Origin of the sequence: Pseudoduganella sp. R-32 (assembly GCF_049913245.1) — a bacterium.
In the GTDB taxonomy this organism is placed as follows: Bacteria; Pseudomonadota; Gammaproteobacteria; order Burkholderiales; family Burkholderiaceae_D; genus Rugamonas.
The window spans coordinates 2,355,934-2,373,057 of the sequence record NZ_CP183987.1 but is presented as its reverse complement, the minus strand read 5'-3'; the positions used below and the strand labels follow the sequence as shown (position 1 = coordinate 2,373,057).

The 17,124-nt window shown below is 56.2% G+C and carries 17 protein-coding genes and 1 pseudogene; 15 read left to right on the top strand and 3 right to left on the bottom strand.

All coding sequences use genetic code 11. The features are described 5' to 3' along the window. Positions 1–31 precede the first annotated feature (31 nt). The 15 genes and pseudogenes from ACN9MU_RS10860 (at position 32) to ACN9MU_RS10790 (ending at position 14,425) form a co-directional block, all read left to right on the top strand. Positions 32–523 carry a contractile injection system protein, VgrG/Pvc8 family gene (locus ACN9MU_RS10860; RefSeq protein ID WP_426170519.1) on the top strand — a complete coding sequence of 164 codons (492 nt, stop codon included), beginning with the start codon at positions 32–34 and terminating at the stop codon, positions 521–523. After that, positions 466–2,787, top strand: coding sequence for a type VI secretion system tip protein VgrG (gene vgrG / locus ACN9MU_RS10855; protein ID WP_426337303.1), 2,322 nt, complete (start codon positions 466–468; stop codon positions 2,785–2,787). Before ACN9MU_RS10860 ends, vgrG begins: the two co-directional genes overlap by 58 nt. A 7-nt stretch (positions 2,788–2,794) precedes the next feature. Further along, entirely contained in the window at positions 2,795–3,454 is a 660-nt protein-coding gene (locus tag ACN9MU_RS10850; RefSeq protein WP_426344568.1) for a DUF4123 domain-containing protein, read from the top strand. Positions 3,455–3,482: 28 nt separating this feature from the next. After that, positions 3,483–3,689, top strand: coding sequence for a hypothetical protein (locus ACN9MU_RS10845; RefSeq protein WP_426344567.1), 207 nt, complete (start codon positions 3,483–3,485; stop codon positions 3,687–3,689). 22 nt (positions 3,690–3,711) lie between these two features. After that, the gene (locus tag ACN9MU_RS10840; protein ID WP_426344566.1) at positions 3,712–4,278 is read left to right on the top strand and encodes a T6SS effector BTH_I2691 family protein; all 567 of its coding nucleotides are present in this window, start codon (positions 3,712–3,714) and stop codon (positions 4,276–4,278) included. A 123-nt stretch (positions 4,279–4,401) separates the two neighbouring features. Beyond that, positions 4,402–4,479, top strand: a pseudogene (locus tag ACN9MU_RS10835) (transposase); the annotation flags it as partial. Between the two features lie 218 nt (positions 4,480–4,697). Then, entirely contained in the window at positions 4,698–5,045 is a 348-nt protein-coding gene (gene tnpB, locus ACN9MU_RS10830) for an IS66 family insertion sequence element accessory protein TnpB (RefSeq protein WP_426317946.1), read from the top strand. A gap of 30 nt (positions 5,046–5,075) precedes the next feature. After that, the gene (gene tnpC / locus ACN9MU_RS10825) at positions 5,076–6,623 is read left to right on the top strand and encodes an IS66 family transposase (protein WP_426317945.1); all 1,548 of its coding nucleotides are present in this window, start codon (positions 5,076–5,078) and stop codon (positions 6,621–6,623) included. 66 nt (positions 6,624–6,689) lie between these two features. Next, positions 6,690–9,089: a T6SS effector BTH_I2691 family protein gene (locus ACN9MU_RS10820; protein WP_426344565.1), complete on the top strand. Its 2,400-nt coding sequence runs from the start codon at positions 6,690–6,692 to the stop codon at positions 9,087–9,089. Continuing rightward, on the top strand, positions 9,086–9,877 hold the full coding sequence (locus ACN9MU_RS10815) for a putative type VI secretion system effector (protein WP_426344564.1): 792 nt from the start codon (positions 9,086–9,088) through the stop codon (positions 9,875–9,877). Before ACN9MU_RS10820 ends, ACN9MU_RS10815 begins: the two co-directional genes overlap by 4 nt. Positions 9,878–9,980: 103 nt before the next feature. Next, the gene (locus tag ACN9MU_RS10810; RefSeq protein ID WP_426344563.1) at positions 9,981–10,772 is read left to right on the top strand and encodes a putative type VI secretion system effector; all 792 of its coding nucleotides are present in this window, start codon (positions 9,981–9,983) and stop codon (positions 10,770–10,772) included. 84 nt (positions 10,773–10,856) lie between these two features. Next, positions 10,857–11,648 carry a putative type VI secretion system effector gene (locus ACN9MU_RS10805; protein WP_426344562.1) on the top strand — a complete coding sequence of 264 codons (792 nt, stop codon included), beginning with the start codon at positions 10,857–10,859 and terminating at the stop codon, positions 11,646–11,648. Positions 11,649–11,849: 201 nt separating this feature from the next. Then, positions 11,850–12,404, top strand: a complete 555-nt coding sequence (locus tag ACN9MU_RS10800; RefSeq protein WP_426344561.1) for a hypothetical protein — start codon at positions 11,850–11,852, stop codon at positions 12,402–12,404. Between the two features lie 117 nt (positions 12,405–12,521). After that, a complete protein-coding gene (locus tag ACN9MU_RS10795) occupies positions 12,522–14,027 on the top strand; it encodes a hypothetical protein (protein ID WP_426344560.1) in 1,506 nt (501 codons plus the stop codon). A gap of 134 nt (positions 14,028–14,161) precedes the next feature. Then, positions 14,162–14,425: a PAAR domain-containing protein gene (locus ACN9MU_RS10790; protein WP_426337295.1), complete on the top strand. Its 264-nt coding sequence runs from the start codon at positions 14,162–14,164 to the stop codon at positions 14,423–14,425. Positions 14,426–14,726: 301 nt separating this feature from the next. On the opposite strand, the gene ACN9MU_RS10785 is transcribed toward ACN9MU_RS10790, so the two are convergent. Genes ACN9MU_RS10785 through ACN9MU_RS10775 form a run of 3 tightly spaced genes read right to left on the bottom strand, consistent with a single transcriptional unit; the run spans position 14,727 to position 17,123 of the window. Continuing rightward, entirely contained in the window at positions 14,727–15,518 is a 792-nt protein-coding gene (locus tag ACN9MU_RS10785; RefSeq protein WP_426170502.1) for a PEP_CTERM-anchored TLD domain-containing protein, read from the bottom strand. Between the two features lie 42 nt (positions 15,519–15,560). Then, entirely contained in the window at positions 15,561–15,953 is a 393-nt protein-coding gene (locus tag ACN9MU_RS10780) for a RidA family protein (protein WP_426322283.1), read from the bottom strand. A 9-nt stretch (positions 15,954–15,962) separates the two neighbouring features. Further along, complete coding sequence (locus ACN9MU_RS10775; RefSeq protein WP_426322281.1) at positions 15,963–17,123, bottom strand: acyl-CoA dehydrogenase family protein; 1,161 nt, start codon at positions 17,121–17,123, stop codon at positions 15,963–15,965. Position 17,124 lies beyond the last annotated feature (1 nt).

Below are 17,124 nucleotides of genomic sequence, written 5' to 3'. Positions count from 1 at the left end.
CAAGCGCTCAATTTGACTTAAACGGAGTTCCATGGACTTGTCCGATCCATTCGCATCACGAGACCGCTTCACCCAAGCCAACCGCCCCATCCGTCTGCGCCTGTTCCCCGCCAAAGGTAGCGCCCTCGCCGCCGAAGATATGCTCATGGTCCAATGCGTGAGCGGCGTCGAAGCGATGTGCGGCGATGGTATCGAATATCGCCTGCTCTGTGTTTCCACCCAAGCCGGCTTGCCCCTCAAGCAATTCGTCGCGATGCCTGCCGAAGTGCAGTTCGTCACCGCCGCGGGCGCCCTGCGCTCCGTATGCGGCATCGTCCAAAGCGCCACGGAAGGTCACAGCGACGGCGGCTGGGCCACGTATGAACTCGTCATGCGCGATGCCCTGGCCTTCAAGGCGCTGCACACAAACACCCGCGTCTTCGTCAATATGAGCGAAGTCGATATTGTTCAGCAGAACTTGAGCGAATGGCGCCAGACCAACCCCGTGCTGCGCGCACCTTCAGCTTCGACTTATCGGGCGTGAGCGCCGCCAAGCATCCGGCGCGGGCGTTCACCATGCAGGCGAACGAAAGCGATTCCCAGTTCATCCGACGATTGCTTAGCCGGCGGGGCATTGCCTGGTTCACCCGCCCCGGCCCCACCAGCAACTCCGGCAGCGACCACGTACCCACCCATGTCATGGTCATGTTCGACGACGTCAGGACGCTCCCTCAGGCAGACGCCACTGTCTGGCGCTTCCACCGCGCCGATGGCACCGAAAAAGCCGACAGCGTCACCGCCTGGAGTGCGACCCGCACCCTCGCGCCCGGCAACATCACGCGCCACACCTGGGATTACAAGACGGTGCAGCTGGATTCCTACAGCGACCCGACCGCCCTCGACCAAGGCGAGCTGGGCAACCAATGCGCCGTCAGCCTCACCGACAACCTGGTCGAGGCGCCGCATATTGGGGAAGACAGCGCGGATTTTCAGTACCTGACACGCCTGCGCATCCAGCACCATGAATACGAGAGCAAGAAATTCTATGCCGAATCCGACCAGCGCACTGCCTGCGTCGGTGCCTCATTCAGCCTGACCGGCCACGCCGAAATCGACGCCCACCCGGCCGAAGAACGCGAATTCGTCATCACTGAACTGCACGTCACCGCAGAAAATAACGTCCACCCGGATCTCAGCGACAAGGCGCGCCGCCTGTTCGCCCGCAACGGCTGGAACACAGCATCGGCGACTGGCTTCGACCCCGCAGCGCTAGAAGAAGCCAGCGGCGAACGCAACGCGCGCTACAGCAACCGCCTCACTTGCGTTCGGCGCGGCATTCCGATCGTCCCGTCCTACGATCCGCGCACCGATCTGCCGGCCGTCCATCCCATGAGCGCCATTGTGGTCGCCGGGGATGCCGAAGGCGATGAAATCCTGTGCAATGAACTGGGCTGCGTCAAGGTCCGCTTTCCGGGCTACACGATCGAAGCCGGCAGCCGCACTGATACCCGCGGCGGCGATTCAATCGCCCACAGCACCGTTCCTGGCTCAGCGTGGCTGCGCGTAGCCACGCCCTTTGCCGGGGAAGGCTACGGCATGATTGCCCTGCCCCGGGCTGGCGACGAAGTGACTGTTCTATTTCTTAATGGGAACTGCGACAAGCCGATTATTGTCGGCAGTGCTTTCAACGGCCGCGCGCTGCCGCCGAGGTTCAGCCGCCAGGGCAGCTTGCCCGGCAATAAATCGCTGTCGGGCTTCCTGAGCCAGGAGCTGCAAGGAACCCGCCATAACCAGCTGCGCCTGGACGATACCAACGGCCAGATCAGTGCACAACTGGCGAGCGAACACGGGAACACCGAGCTGAATCTCGGCTATTTGACGCACCCGAGAGCCGACGGCAAAGCCGAACCGAGAGGTGAAGGATTTGAAGTGGCGAGCGAAGCTGCCGGTGCCTTGCGCGCATGTTCCCTGCTGCTGACGGCCGAACAGCAAAAAGGCGGCTCCGGACCGCAATTGATGCGCGAAGCCATTATTCAAGTGCTCACCGCAGCACTGGACCAAGTGCAGCGCCAAGGCGATCATGCCGGCGAAGTCGAAGCCAATCTGCCGGAAACGGGCCGCGATAACATGCTGGTCGAAGAAGACAGCAAACCCGGCGCCAAGACCGATGCCGGTCATCAAACCCAATTAAAGGAAGCGGTCGACAATCTGGAGCGGGGCTGGAATACCGACCCGAAGGGCAGCAGCGGACAGGGCGGGCAGCGCGGCAAGCAAGGCATTCTCATGCTCGGTTCCACCGATGGCACAGCCTTGACCAGCCAGGGCAGCGTGACCATGGCGGCCAACACCAACCTCGACCAGGTAGCGCAACGCGACACAAACCAGACGACAGGGCGGCGTTGGATTCACAATGTCGGCGAGTCGGCCAGCCTGTTCATTGACGGCGGCAAGGCGAAGATCAAATACACGTTCAAGACCACTGTCGCCAAGGGCGACATGCTGCAGCGCGTGCTGGCGGGCAAATACGAGGTCGAATCGAACGGCGATATCGTGTTCAAGACCAGGGGCAAATACATTATCGAGGCGGAGCAAGGAGTTTGGATCAAGGGAGAAGGCGGGTTGATCCATGTGGGCAACCGGATCGATATCCACAACCCTGGCGCCCTGTCGCTCAAGGCGGCGGACTTTGACCTGGCGGGACCGGCCAGCAGCAGCACGTCGTTGACACTGCCCACTGGAACGGCCAAACCGTGCAAGATGAAATTATCAGGTGCGAGTGACGCCGGTGCAGCCTTTGTAGAAAGGTAAGGTTGCCATGTCATTCCCGTCCCCCAATATCGCCACGTCTTTCCACACGCATCTGGAAGAATACGGACACTGCGACATCGTCATCGACCGGATGCGCGGCTTTCCCTTGCGCGAAGAACTGAAAGCACTGAAAGGCCATCTGGCAGAGTCGTTGCCGCTGATCGATCCGCTGTTTATGACGATTCCCGATGAGGCGCCGCTTCTGGTGCGCCTGTCGGTGGATGCATCAAGCCTCATCGAGAGCTATCTTGCCCTCGCCGCAGAGGAAGCGCAAAGGCCTGGACAAGGACAAGCGATTTGCGCCTTCCTGTTCAGCCATCTGCCATGTGAAAAACTCGCCGGGCACCTGACCCGCCAGCTCGATCTTCGCATCAAGACCGGCAAACGTGTTTTTTTCCGGTTCTTCGATCCGCGCGTGATGCACCATTTGCCGCGTCTGCTTCAGCCGGCGGAAATGGCGCAACTGCTCAATGGCAGACTACTGGACCTACCCGCACTGGAGCGACCGGCGCATTGCGCTCAAGGCGCAAGACTACGGCCCCCAGCCCGACAAACCTGCTTATGTTCGCATGAGCCTCAGCAGCGCCCAATCGGCATCCCTGCAAGAGATCGAAACCTTCAACCTCGCATTGCACACGCTATGGCAGGAGGGATATGCACTGGATGAAAAGACCGAAGCTGCGCTGCATGCGGCCTTGAAGACCGCCCACGCCTGCGGATTGTCGACGAAGGAAGATCGAGCAACACTGGCTTGCCACGTTATCAGTCGCAGCGAGAACATTCTGCGCCAGCCGCAGTGGCAGCGCGCACTGAACCTGGTGCGCGAACGCGCCTTCGCACTGAGAGACGTTTTGGAAGCCGCTGGCATCGCGCTTGTATCGCCGGCCGCCCAGCACGAGTAACACCTGCCAACAAATAATTCTGATGAAAAAAGACTGCAAATTTTGCGACAAAAAAGGATTGATGATCCTGCCGCTGCGTTACAGCGTGGCGCTTGCCGACGACATGGCATCCTTACGCGCCATTCCAGCGCTGCCGTCGACCCTTGGCAAAGGCGTAAGCGACCTGGTCCTTACGAAGGGCAAGTATGCTCCGGCAATGCTGCGGGCCGGCTACCTATACGTATTGATCGACCGAGAGGGCATCAAAAGCTGGGAAGGCTATCAGGTCACCAAAGACGCTTACCTTTACAAATTCCCGGTGGATGTTCCACCTCAGACCAAGGTCGAATTCACCTGCGCGCCCAATAGCTGCGGCATCGACGCGTCGATGATCTCGATTGAGCACGCCAGCGAGATCGAAAAAGTCTACTTCCTGTTTACGCCCACTGCCATGACCAAGGCCAAGCTGGACGAATACAAGAAAAACGCAACGGAACTGGCCCGACAAGGGAAGATGCAAGTCTTCAATCCGAAGGCATGGCTGGCAGGATCGACCAACGTAAGCGTACAGTCACCACCGTCTGGACCGTCTAGCAGGTCCCAGCCATGATTGAATTTTGGCACAGCAGTTGTGCCCACAAATTTGATTATGGACACGAATTTTCAACCAGTCATTCAGCGCGCGCCGAGAGGTAATTACCGGCGCCACTCCCTGGAGTTTAAGCGCAGGCTCGTCGCGTTGACCTTGGAGCCTGGCGCCTCGGTCGCTCGCATAGCGCGCGAACACGGCGTGAACGCAAACCAGGTATTCAGTTGACGCAAGTTGTTCGAGGCGGAACTGCCGGTGCCCGATGGGTCAACGCAGGAGGCTGCGTTGCTGCCGGTGATGTTGGCGGCGCCAACAACAGCGCCAGTGCCGGAACAGCCCAACACCGGTGCCATCACGCTGGAGATTGGGCGTGTGAGATTGCGCATTGACGGTCAAGCAGATCCCTCTACGTTGGCGCAAATACTGGATCGGGTGCTGCGATGATCGGCCTACCGGCGGGAACCAAAGTCTGGCTGGCGGCCGGCACCACCGACATGCGCAGCGGATTCAACGGCCTGGCTGCGAAGGTAGAGACCGCGCTGGCGGAAGATCCATTTAGCGGCCACGTGTTTGTGTTCCGTGGCCGGCGCGGTGATTTGATCAAATTGTTGTGGTGGACCGGCGACGGCTTGTGCCTGTTGGCCAAACGGCTTGAGCATGGCCGCTTCATCTGGCCACAGGCCAGCAGCGGCAGTGTGGCACTGACGCAGGCGCAGTTGTCGATGCTACTGGAAGGCATTGACTGGCGCCGGCCCGAGCGAACTTGGCGCCCACAGTCGGCCTTGTAAACATGACAGCATTCTCGTAAACTGAGACGCATGCTGACCGCCACCGATCTCCCTGACGACATTGCCGCCCTGAAGGCAATGCTGTTGGCGCGCGACGAGCAAGTGCAGCGCCTGACGGCGCAGCTCGACACCCGCGCGGCAGAGATTGAACACCTAAAGCTGTTGATCGCCAAACTGCAGCGCATGCAGTTTGGCCGCCGTTCCGAAAAGTTGGAACGCCAGATCGAGCAGCTGGAGTTGAAGTTGGAAGACCTGGAGGCTGAAACGGGCGCCGCCGAAGAGGCCGAACCAGAGTCCAACCCGCCAGCGCGCCGCAAGGCGGCGCGCAAGCCGTTGCCAGATCATCTGCCACGCGATGAATGCGTGCATACCCCGGAGGTAGATGCCTGCCCGGCATGCGGCGGCGGCTTGCGCCACCTTGGCGAGGATGTATCGGAGCAGTTGGAATATGTGCCAGCCAGCTTCCGCGTGGTCCGCCACGTGCGTCCGAAGCTGGCCTGCAGCTGCTGCGACGTCATCGTGCAGGCACCTGCGCCAAGTCGGCCGGTGCAACGAGGGATTGCTGGCCCTGGCCTGCTGGCTCACGTGCTGGTGGCAAAGTACGCTGACCACCTGCCGCTGTATCGCCAGAGCGTGATCTATGCGCGCGAAGGCATCGAGTTGGATCGTTCGCTGCTGGCCAATTGGGTTGGCGCCGCTAGCAGCTTGCTGCGCCCCTTGGTTGATGCGGTTCGGTGCCACGTATTTGCCGCCACCAAGCTGCATGCTGATGACACCCCAATTCCGGTGCTTGCACCTGGAAACGGTACAACGCGCACGGCACGCCTGTGGACCTATGTGCGCGATGATCGTGCCAGCGCATCGGCGGTGCCGCCGGCTGTCTGGTTTGCCTATAGCCCAGATCGCAAAGGCATCCACCCGCAAACCCACCTGGCCCAATTTAAAGGCATCCTTCAGGCCGATGCGTATGCCGGCTTCGATGCCATCTTCGACAGCGGCCAGGTACGCGAAGCCGCGTGCTGGGCGCACGCGCGACGCAAATTCCATGACCTGCATGTGGCACGGCCATCGACCGTGACCACCGAGGCGTTGCGGCGTATCGGCGCGCTCTATGCCATTGAAGCCGAGATCCAGGGCCAGCCACCGGATCTGCGGCGCGACGCTCGATTGCTGCGCGCACGCCCCTTGCTGGACGATCTTGAACGCTGGCTGCGCGCCACGCTCACCACCTTGTCGAACAAGTCCGACACGGCCGCTGCCATCACGTACTCGCTCAAGCTGTGGCCAGCGCTGACCCGCTATTGCGATGATGGCCAGATCGAGATCGACAACTCGGCCGCAGAGCGCGCCCTGCGCGGCGTTGCCCTGGGTCGCCGCAACTACCTGTTTGCCGGTGCAGACAGCGGCGGCGAACGCGCAGCCGCCATCTATGCGCTGATCGGCACGGCCAAGCTAAACGGTGTCGACCCCGAAGCTTGGCTGCGCTATGTGCTGGCCCACATCGCCGACCACCCCGTCAACCGCGTTAACGAGTTCCTGCCTTGGAACTGCGCGGCGCAGCTCGCACCTTCCAATTAACTACACGCCGCTTCCCAGCGGTGTGTTCACATCATCAGGGAAGTAGGCGCTTCATTCAATACGGTATTGAACGGACGCTTACCGACCAACCAGCCGCATGCCATGCAGGCTGACGAAATGCACACGCACACCACGGAATGGATACTGCACAAGCAAGGTAAGCAGGAATTGTGGCAATCACGGCTGGGCCCCGGCCTTGAAAACCAGTTGTTCCCGCCGGCCGCATCTCCTAAGCCCGATTTGGGCCTAGTGGGCGCAATCCCCGCTGCGGATCGGCTGACGCCCCTTTATCTCAGCATGCGCGACCGTGGTGCCGCAAGCTTCGTCGTGTACGACTATATCGGCATTACACAGGAACTCAATAATTTCAGGAATGCTGCGCTAGAACCAATCGAACAGTTTCTTGAGACAAAGGACAGCGAAGGCGTCGACAACAGACGCAAGATGGACGTGGCACATGCCATCGAAGACATCAAATATGGCTTTATGCAGCACGGCATCGGCTTGGCTCAAAAACAGGTCGAATTTATGGATTCTCGCCACATGCCGGACTTCCGGGAAAATACCGCCAAAAATCTGCGCAGTATGGGTCGGGTAGCAGAGGCAGAAAAAGTCGAAGAAGACATAAAGAGAAGTCATGCAACCCGCGAAGCCAATCGCCAGAAAATACTGTCGGGTGCCGATGCAGAGCGCGAATGGAAAAACAAGTATGCCAAGCTGCTCGATATGGACGGCATCAAAAAGTTCGGAGACGATCTTGCTGCACTGTCCGAAGCTTGCGGAAAAAAAGCCGACAGCCGCACAGACGATCATCTGCAATGGCTTGTCGCTGACAGGCTGGTTGATGCCTTTGACACATATGACCCAAACAACCTGGGGAGTGGTTTCTGCTTTACGCAAGAACACTCTGTATGCACCTTCGGCATGTTTGGCATTGATAAGAACAAACCCAAATTGGCTGAATGGATGAATGTGAGCAAGGTGGAGCGGAAAAACCTCTACATGCGCGCCAATTTGTATAACCATAAGTCGCTGGAAGAAGAAGCCGCCAAAGCTTTTACCGAGGCCAAGCAACTTGTTGCGACGGCGGGCAGTTTAGGTGCTGTGGCAAGCGCACCGTGGCTCAAGGCTGGCAAGGGCTTGATTGACGTGCTGAAGAAAACCGATTCAGCATGGGACGAATGGCTGCGCGATAAAGAAATTAAAAAGATTCATGAAGGCAAGCCCATGGGCCGGGCCGACGATCGCATTAGCAACCTCTCCACATTCCATCGCAGCAACGAAGGCAGAATGTACGCCAGGATTGCCGAATGGTCACAAGCCTTGTCCAACAAGGCTGGGAAAATGGATAAAGGCATTCAGGCGGTTGTAGGCATGATGCTTTATGGGAGGCTCGGCAAACTGGCGGAAGAAATCAGTTTTGAAGCATTCATGCTCAAGGTGCCGCCAGACAGGCTAGCTGAAGGCTACAGAAAACGTTCCGCACAACGCAACCTTGAACTGGCCGAGCGCGATGCCGCGAAAAAAGCTGGCCGCACTCCGCGACAGTTGTTTATGGAGGACCCGATCGAGGTCTTGATTCGCGATGAACAAAGAAAAGTCAGGGACAAAGTCAAAATTACGCTAGTCGAATTGGAAAAGGGCAAGCGCCCTGAAACTAACAACTTCCGCCAGGCGCGCATGGGGGTGCTGCTCATGTCCATCGAAGGCTTGGCGCTGACCTTGAAATTGACCAATGACAAAGAGCTGACTTATCGCGGCATGGCCGAAGTGGCAGCCTCCGTAAGTTCACTTATCGGCATGACGTTTGATTTAGTGTACGCCGTCACCAAATCCCTTCGCGAGATTGAACCGTTCAAGAGTATGGCGACTGTGGAGATTGAACCGCTCAAGAGTATCGCGACTGTGGATAAATCTGCAGACATAATTCGCGGCGGGCTCAAAATGACTGCCGGAACCTTCAGTGCGGCGGCAGGGGTAATTTCCGCGTTGCTTGACTTATATTCGGGGTTCATAGAAGTCAACAAGGAGAGAACGAACTTTGTGTTAACAGGTATGTATGTCTTCCGAGCGGGCGCAAACGGATTAGCTGTTCGGTATGGTTTTCTCGCAGCCGTCTCTTATACCGAGCCTCTCTTGAAACACCTGTTGAGCAACGGTGGGGCTATTGGCACACGCTTGGCACCCTTGCTTAAAAGGGCTGCCGAACATGTTGGTGAAGAAATGGTGGCTGCGCGCACCATCTGGCTCATTCGGGTGGCACGATTCAATCTGATTGGCGTTGCCATCACAGTGGGAGAGATTGTTTACCGCTGCTGGATCATGGACGACGACCTGGAAAATTGGTGCCAAGCCTGCTGTTTTAGAAAGAACAAAAACAAAGGCTGGCTCAGCGAAAAGCCCTATCCCGACGCGGTTGAAGAATTACAAGAACTTGAAAAAGCCTTTAAGGTGATTACCCAATGACCCAATCTACCCATTCTCCATCTGCAACATATGGCGGCGAAACACTCTTCCTCGTCGAAGGTACGCTCAGTGAATTGCAAATCGCCCGAACCACCGTGAATTTGCTGGCTCAAATCGAAAAAAACATTCAGGCAAAAAACCTCGTCAGCGGGGTAGCCTCTGTGATCGGCGGCATGCACGGAATGGTTGCCAATGCTGCTGCGTTGGCGTTGTACGATGGGGAAGACATGTACAACTTTGCCGCCGTACTGGGCGAGCTAATTATATGTGGCACCTTGGAGCATGCCAACCAATTCAAGAATGGCGAATCCGTCAAAGCGGTGGTGTCACAACGAGGTGATGTGCTCTATGTCCATGCAATTATGCAGGCGAAAACCCAGCAATTTTATATGCCATTGAGCGTATTTGCTGGAAAAAAGGCCTTCTTTAAGAGTTTTATGCGTTCGGCTGTATCGGGAGGAGTTTCAGTATCAATTGCCTTCGTGATAGCATCCTATTTCTTTGGAGTATATGACGGAAAATTTGAAAATATTGGAAGAAGAGAACAACTCCTAATGACATTGTTCATTGTCTTTGCAACGTTCTCTCTTTCCTTCATTGTTGAAATCTGGACATACCGCACAGTTAGAGGCGCAGGCATCTACGCCGAGGCGATCTTTAAAGTATTTGGCTTCCCAAAACCAGAGAAAATTAATCTCACCAAAGTAGGCTGCATGAACCATGAAAATACAGGATGGAAAAAGGCTTGGCAAGCAGATTTAATGCTCCAAAAACTTGGTGCAGAATAGGCAACCATGACTTCATGCAGTCTCTATGCAATTGAATGGCCACATTCAAGCATTGCATTAAAGCAATTGCGAAACATGAAAAAGCCTTTAAGGTGCTTGTCCAATGATACAGTCTATCCATTCACCGTCTTCGACGTACGGCGGCGAAACACTCTTCCCTATTGAAGGCACGCTCAGTGAACTGCAAATCGCCCGCACCGCCGTAAATTTGCTGGCGCAAATCGAGAAAAATAGCCAAGCACAAAACCTCGCAAGTGGGGCAGCCGGTGTGGTCGGCGGCATGCACGGCATGGTAGCCAACACCGCCGCGTTGGCGTTGTATGATGGAGAAGACACGTACAACTTTGCTGCTGCATTAGGTGAGCATATAGTATGCGGCACCCTGGAACATGCCGATCAGTTCAAGAATGGCGAACCGGTTAAGGCTGTGGTGTCACAGCGAGGCGACATATTTTATGTACATGCCATCATGCAGGCAAAAAGCGGGCAATTTTATATGCCACTGAACGTATTTGCGGGCAAAGATGCCTTCTTTAAAAGCTGCATGCGTACTGCAAGCCGGTTAGCTTCGGCGGGCTCAATTCTTTTTCTTGCAATATCTTATTTCTTGGGATTGTATGATGGGAAATATGAAAATATTGGAAAAATGGATCAATTGATCTTGACTTCAGTTTTTATATTGGGGACTTTTCTCATAAGTTTCACAATGGAAATCTGGACATACCGCACATTCAAATATACCTGCTTTTATGCAGAAGCAATTTTCAAAGTATTCAATTTTCCACAGCCAAATAATATTGATCTTTTTAAAACCGGTAGTATGAACATTGGAAAAACTGGGTGGAAATTTGCTTGGCAAGCTGATTTGATGCTCCAAAAGCTCAATGCAAAATAAGCGGTGATGGCCAACGCAGTCTCCTTCCGCGTAATTTGAGACTTCATACCGGCATCGCCTACGGAGGCTTTTTGAAGAATTCCGATGGAACAATCTATCCATTCACCATCCGCGACTTATGGCGGCGAAACACTCTTCCTCGTTGAAGGCACGCTAAGTGAACTGCAAATCGCCCGCACCACCGTAAATTTGCTGGCACAAATCGAAGAAAACATCCAGGCAAAAAACCTCGCAAGTGGGGCAGCCGGTGTGGTTGGCGGCATGCACGGCATGGTTGCCAATGCCGCTGCGTTGACGTTGTACGATGGCGAAGACACGTACAACTTCGCCGCCGTACTGGGCGAGCACATCGTATGTGGCACCCTGGAGCATGCCGACCAATTCAAGAATGGCGAACCAGTCAAGGCCGTGGTGTCACAGCGAGGCGATGTTCTCTATGTCCATGCCATCATGCAGGCAAAAACCCAGCAATTCTATATGCCCTTGAGTGTATTTGCGGGCAGACGGGCTCTATTTAAAAACTGTATGCGTGTCGCAAAACGGTCAGCTATAGCAGCCTCAATTTTTTTCCTTGCAGTATTCTATTTCATGGGAGTGTATGGAGAAGAACACAACAACCTTACTCGCGTGCAGCAATTGCTATTGACTTCGGTTGTAAGCGCGGGAAATTTTCTTCTTTGTTTTATTATGGAAATTTGGACATACCGCACCTTCCGCTATGCTGGTTATTACGCAACAGCGATTTTTGAAGTATTAGGTTTTCCACAACCAAATGACATTGACCTCACCAAAGTAGGCAACATGAACATTAAAGAATCGGGGTGGGAATATTCTTGGCAAGCGGATTTGATATTGCAAAAACTGAATATAAAGTAAAAATATATACTTATACAGTTTACCCTCACGCAGTATGGCTAAATTCAAGCACTGCATTAAGCAATTACAAGAACTTGAAAACGCCTTTAGGCGATTGCACAATGGGGTGGAATTTTGTTTGACAAGCTGATTTGATGCTCCAAAAGCTTAACGAAAATAAGCACCATTGATCTCAATCTACTGCCGAATAAAGATCTTTTCATGGACAACTACCAATTAACAGGAACTGCGCTCTTTGTTTCCGGCTCCTTAATCAGTCTTTTCTTTCTTTTAAGCTTCCGGGCTTTCCTCGTCTATGCCCCGCTCATAACCATTGGCCTTTTTTTGATGATTGGTTGGCGAATGTTCCTTGCGATGGTGGCAGTGTTCGCATGTATTTTTTTGTGGATATATTTACTCGGTGCAAAAGACAGGCGTTACGCGCGTAATTTTCCGGTTTTCGAATCGGTGCCGCTTGAAAGCGTCCGCGATCAGGATGGATTTCGATATGATTTCCACATTGCCGAGGCGAAAACCGGATTCATTATCGGAATCCAACACGAAGATGAAATTGACGGTACGCCGATGATGAGGAAAACGAATTGGGAAGATATTTTTCCGGACTATGAGTCAGCGAGGAATGAACTCTTGAAGCGGCTCGATGATTATCCCCTACTACGCGACCGAAAGCCTACCCTTGACCGAAAGCCTGCCCTGCCCACCGAAAAGAAGTCAGCCAAGAAACCGCGCCGCGCCAGTTCTCGCGGCAAACGTTGATGTGGCCTTTTTAGTTGATACGGAAGTAACGAGTTCATCCTGCATCACACCCTCAGGCCCCGTCGTGCGTCCGACTACTCTTTCGCTCCGGTTTAATCATTAGCATTCGACTTTATCGTGATCACCAGTCTCTTAATCAATCTCTTTATCCTATTCGTCGCAGCTGTAGCGTGGATAGCCATCCTATGGTTCGGCATCACTCTCAACTTCGCGCGGTGGAGTGCAGTCGTGCTGATCGTCATGCACGTGGCGCCCCCATTGCTGGCCTGGGGTGGCTGGCGCTTGCTTCGTCAGTGGCGGAGCGAGGACCAGGAAAAGGAAGACGAGGCGGCCATCAAACAACAGGCAAACATGGAGGCGGCCCAATTGCGCCACGAACAGGAATGCTCCAGCCGTCGTTCTCATTGCGAATGCCGCGCGATCGTCATGCAAGCCAAGGCGCTGGCGCCGGAAACGTTGTTCGATATTGATCTGCCCAATGTCGTGCTTCAACTTGCCCAGGCCAAAGGCGATGAGTCGGACGTATTCGAGGCGATGAAAAAAGCCGACCCGGCCTTGGCTGTCGACGGATTTGCGCCCTTGATATACGACACACTTCAGCATCTCTATGATAAGTGCCCCGCGAGCATCGCATTGCCGATTTATGTCGTGGCGTCGGATCAGATGGACATGGCACAGATGTCCGCTGGACTGGGCCGCATCCGTAAAGAAATTGCGGAAGCAATGGAGCCTGTGTCCACAGTCCCGAATGACCCTGCTTTTATTCGCCTCTTGCATGTTGACGGCAATATTGCAGATGCCGTGCTGTCGGTATTCGAAAACGATTCTGCCCTTCCTGGCGCAGTGATTCTGGCCTTCGACTCACCGCTGGTACAGGCACAGAAAACGGGTTCCGGCGCCACGCCGCAGGAACGATGGGCTGGACCACCAGGCCAAGGCGTGATCGCCCTGCTGATGACCCCGGCGGGGCTTTCACCGCTGCCGGTGCAAAGCACGCAAGAAGAAAATAGGTATTCTGGACGCCCATCGGCCGAGCAGCTGGCGATCAAGCTACTAGCGGAGGCTTACCATGCGGCCCGAGAACAGCTGATAGAGCTGCCTGTCATGGCGCAGATCCGGCGCGGCACTGCCATCGTCCTCAAGCCCGAAGCCCCGGCGCGCCCGCCGGCCTTGCATAACGCGCTGAGCACTTTATTGGAGCGCGCCAAAGCGCATGCCGGTTGGCCGGATCAGCCGTCAATTGCTGATGGCGAAGCGGTAGGCGAACCGGCCGCATCCGACAGTGCCAACAGGGCTGAAGACAAGGCGGAATGCGGCTGGCTGATTCACAACGCCGGGAGTGTCAGCGTCATGGGCGCGCGGTTGGCGGCGACCGCGACGGCAATGAACCATCACAAGATGAATGTCGACCCGTTGGAGAAAGCGACCAATGTGGCCATCGTCCTCGGCGATTTTGGCAAAGCGAACGGCGTCGGCATGCTCGCTCTGTCGGCAATGCAAAGTGCCATGTTGAAGCAGCCGGTAATGTGTACGGAATTCAATCAGGACGAGTCCGTTGCGATGTTTTTCGTTGCTCCGCCTTTTGAGAAAGCGCCACAAGACGTTATGCAAGAAGCCGCATGACCGATATGCGCCGCCAGGGCCTATGCAATTTGACATCCTCGCCTCCGCGGCCGGCGGGCAAGGTACATTGCCTGCAATAGCACGCGGCGACATGAAGGTCGTCATTTTTGTCCGTTAACACTGGAAGATTTTGTATGCGTAGAATTATTCGATTGGGTGACCCGACCAGCCATGGTGGAAAAGTGGTTTCCGCCTCCGACAATTTCAGCATCGTGGGTATCAAGGTGGCACGCAAGGGAGACGCTTGTTCCTGTCCACGCCCTGGCCATACCAACTGCGTCATTGTCGAAGGCGATCCGACGCATCGCATTGGCGGCATCGAAGTGGCGTACGAAGGTCATCAGGTAAGTTGCGGTGCGGTGCTGATTTCGACGCTGCCGAACCTCCGCAAGGCATAGCAATTCCGGGCTCTCAACGACCTGGTGGGGCGTACCGATTAGCTCCGAAGTGGAACTTTTTTCCTTCCCGCCTGTCCAATTTCAAATCTCCCGGCTTGTTTCACACCACAGTTAGCCAAACTGCTTTGGGAGATAGCAAGGGAGAATCGTCTCGCAAAAGTCGAGGTTGAGGTGGAATTACTTAAAGAGCTGGTCGAAAAAAATGCGCAAGCAATTACTGCGCTGCGCGACACGATGGATCGGCGCTTCAATGAGCAGCAAGCGCAGATTGCGGAATTGCGTCGCGAGGCAAACACAAATTTCAGGTGGACAATGGGGACATTCCTGACCGGTTTCCTCTTTCTGCTTGGCTTGATGGGCCGCATTGCGGGGCTTTACTGATCGGTCTTAAGGGTTGGGCGAAGCGAGCAGCAAAGCCCAGTATGACGAGGCCCGCTACAAGCATCAACCAGGTGTCGGCCTCGGGAACAGCAAAGACGCGCCACACTTCCATATCGCCGAATGTGATGTTCGGCGACTTGTAATCCCTCCCATCAAGCAGGCTGGAATCGAAATTGCTGCGTTCGGGATCGATGTAGGAATACATGATCGAGTAGCCGCCGTTGGTCAGGTCCCACGGCACGTACAAGTCATGGCCGGCGCCGAACACCGGGCCGGTCCTGGCATCGTTCCAGGTCTGGAAGGAGCCGACCGTATCGAGCGCATAGGTGCGCGGCGTCTGGCGATGCATCTGGCGCGACGTCAGGTTGTACAGGAAGCCGGTGCGCTTTTCATCTTCGGTCGTGATGTGGAATTTGCCGGACGAGTCCCAGCTTTGCGGGTTATAGCCGCCGACCTTGAACAGTTGCCCCAGCTCATTGGTCGCTTCCATCACGGTAAACGTACGGCCCTTGCCGTCAACTGCCGCGTGGAAATCCGCTGCGGTTTGTCCATCGCGCTTCTTGTACAAGCGCTCCAGCCTGATCGGGCCATTGCCAAGCCAGGTCGATAGCTGGGCAATGTCAGCCTCCGTCAACAGCGGCGTTGCGCCTTGCGCGGTCGACAAGACTAGCAGGAAAATTGCGCCAAGCAGGCGCGAGAGAAGTTTGGCCATGGGATTGCACCTCCACGGCCGGACTATAGCACTTCATTAAAACTACGCGGGCACGACTGCCGTCACCTCAATTTCCACCCTTGCACGCGACTCCAGCAGCCCGGCGACCTCGACTGCCGTCATGGCCGGATAGTGCTTGCCGATCAGCTCGCGATAGATGGCGCCGATCTCTTTATAGGCGCCCATGTATTCATGCTTGTCCACCACATACCAGGTCATGCGGGCAATATGCTCAGGCCCGCCACCCGCTTCTTTCAGCACGGTCAGGATGTTTTCAATGGCCTGGCGTACTTGTCCGGCGAAATCATCTGTTTGGAATTCGCAATTTGCATCCCAGCCGATCATGCCGCTGACAAACACCATGCGGCCTGTCGCTGCGATGCCATTGGAATAGCCGCGTGGACGCGCCCAACCCGGCGGTTGTAATACTTGCATACTGACTCCTTAGCCTTCGCGCAGCAGTTCGCGCGCGATGATCAATTGTTGTACTTCGGAGGCGCCTTCATAAATGCGCAGCGCGCGGATTTCACGGTACAGGCGCTCGACCGGATGTTCGCTGACCACGCCCATGCCGCCGAACATTTGTACGGCGGCGTCGATCACCTGCTGGGCAGTCTCAGTCGCGGTCATCTTGGCCATGGCGGCTTCTTTCGTCACTTTCTGGCCCTGGTCGCGCTGCCAGGCGGCGCGGTAGGTCAGCAAGGCGGAAGAATCGACGCCCGTGGCCATCTGCGCCAGCTTGGCTTGCGTGAGCTGGAAGTCGGCCAGCGCCTGGCCGAACATCTTGCGGCTTTGGGCATGGGCCAGCGCTTCGTCCAGCGCACGGCGGGCGAAGCCCAGCGCGGCGGCGGCGACCGAGGTGCGGAATACGTCCAGCGTTGCCATTGCGACCTTGAAGCCCTGCCCTGCCTCGCCAAGGCGCTGGCTGGAGGGAATGCGGCAGTTGCTGAATTCCAGGCGCGCCAGCGGGTGCGGGGCGATGACGTTGATACGCTCCGCGATCGCGAAGCCTGGCGTGTCCTTGTCGACGATGAAGGCGCTGATGCCGCGCGCGCCGGGTTGCTCGCCGGTGCGGGCGAAGACCACATAGAAGTCGGCGATGCCGCCGTTGGAGATCCAGGTCTTTTCGCCATTGAGCACATAATGGTCGCCATCCGGCACGGCGGCGCATTGCATGGCGGCGACGTCGGAGCCGGCCTGCGGCTCGGACAGCGCGAAGGCGGCAATCGCTTCGCCTTTCGCGACGCGCGGCAAGTAGGCTTGCTTGCTGGCGTCGCTGCCGAACAGGCTGATGGCGCCGGAGCCCAGGCCCTGCATCGCGAAGGCGAAATCGGCCAGGCCGTTATGGCGGGCCAAGGTTTCCCGGATCAGGCAGATGGCGCGGGTGTCGATGGCGTCCAGCGCGCCGCCATAGGCGGTGCCGCCGATGGCGTGCCGCAGCCAGCCCGCATCGCCGAGGGCGCGCACCAGGGAACGGCATTGGGCGTCTGTGTCGCTGCCGTGCGCGTCGCGCACATGTTCGGCGGCCCAAGCGTCCAGGTCGCGCTCCAGCACCGCATGGCGTTGTTCGAAGAAGGGCCAGCCAAGGTAGGATTTATCAGCCATC

Coding starts and splice junctions, on each gene's coding strand:
- ACN9MU_RS10840 (WP_426344566.1), top strand. CDS start 3,712: ATGAAAAAAGACTGCAAATTTTGCGACAAAAAAGGATTGATGATCCTG.
- ACN9MU_RS10775 (WP_426322281.1), bottom strand. CDS start 17,123: ATGGCTGATAAATCCTACCTTGGCTGGCCCTTCTTCGAACAACGCCAT.
- ACN9MU_RS10815 (WP_426344564.1), top strand. CDS start 9,086: ATGACCCAATCTACCCATTCTCCATCTGCAACATATGGCGGCGAAACA.
- ACN9MU_RS10810 (WP_426344563.1), top strand. CDS start 9,981: ATGATACAGTCTATCCATTCACCGTCTTCGACGTACGGCGGCGAAACA.
- ACN9MU_RS10860 (WP_426170519.1), top strand. CDS start 32: ATGGACTTGTCCGATCCATTCGCATCACGAGACCGCTTCACCCAAGCC.
- vgrG (WP_426337303.1), top strand. CDS start 466: ATGGCGCCAGACCAACCCCGTGCTGCGCGCACCTTCAGCTTCGACTTA.
- ACN9MU_RS10800 (WP_426344561.1), top strand. CDS start 11,850: ATGGACAACTACCAATTAACAGGAACTGCGCTCTTTGTTTCCGGCTCC.
- ACN9MU_RS10805 (WP_426344562.1), top strand. CDS start 10,857: ATGGAACAATCTATCCATTCACCATCCGCGACTTATGGCGGCGAAACA.
- tnpC (WP_426317945.1), top strand. CDS start 5,076: ATGCTGACCGCCACCGATCTCCCTGACGACATTGCCGCCCTGAAGGCA.
- ACN9MU_RS10780 (WP_426322283.1), bottom strand. CDS start 15,953: ATGCAAGTATTACAACCGCCGGGTTGGGCGCGTCCACGCGGCTATTCC.
- ACN9MU_RS10785 (WP_426170502.1), bottom strand. CDS start 15,518: ATGGCCAAACTTCTCTCGCGCCTGCTTGGCGCAATTTTCCTGCTAGTC.
- ACN9MU_RS10790 (WP_426337295.1), top strand. CDS start 14,162: ATGCGTAGAATTATTCGATTGGGTGACCCGACCAGCCATGGTGGAAAA.
- ACN9MU_RS10850 (WP_426344568.1), top strand. CDS start 2,795: ATGTCATTCCCGTCCCCCAATATCGCCACGTCTTTCCACACGCATCTG.
- tnpB (WP_426317946.1), top strand. CDS start 4,698: ATGATCGGCCTACCGGCGGGAACCAAAGTCTGGCTGGCGGCCGGCACC.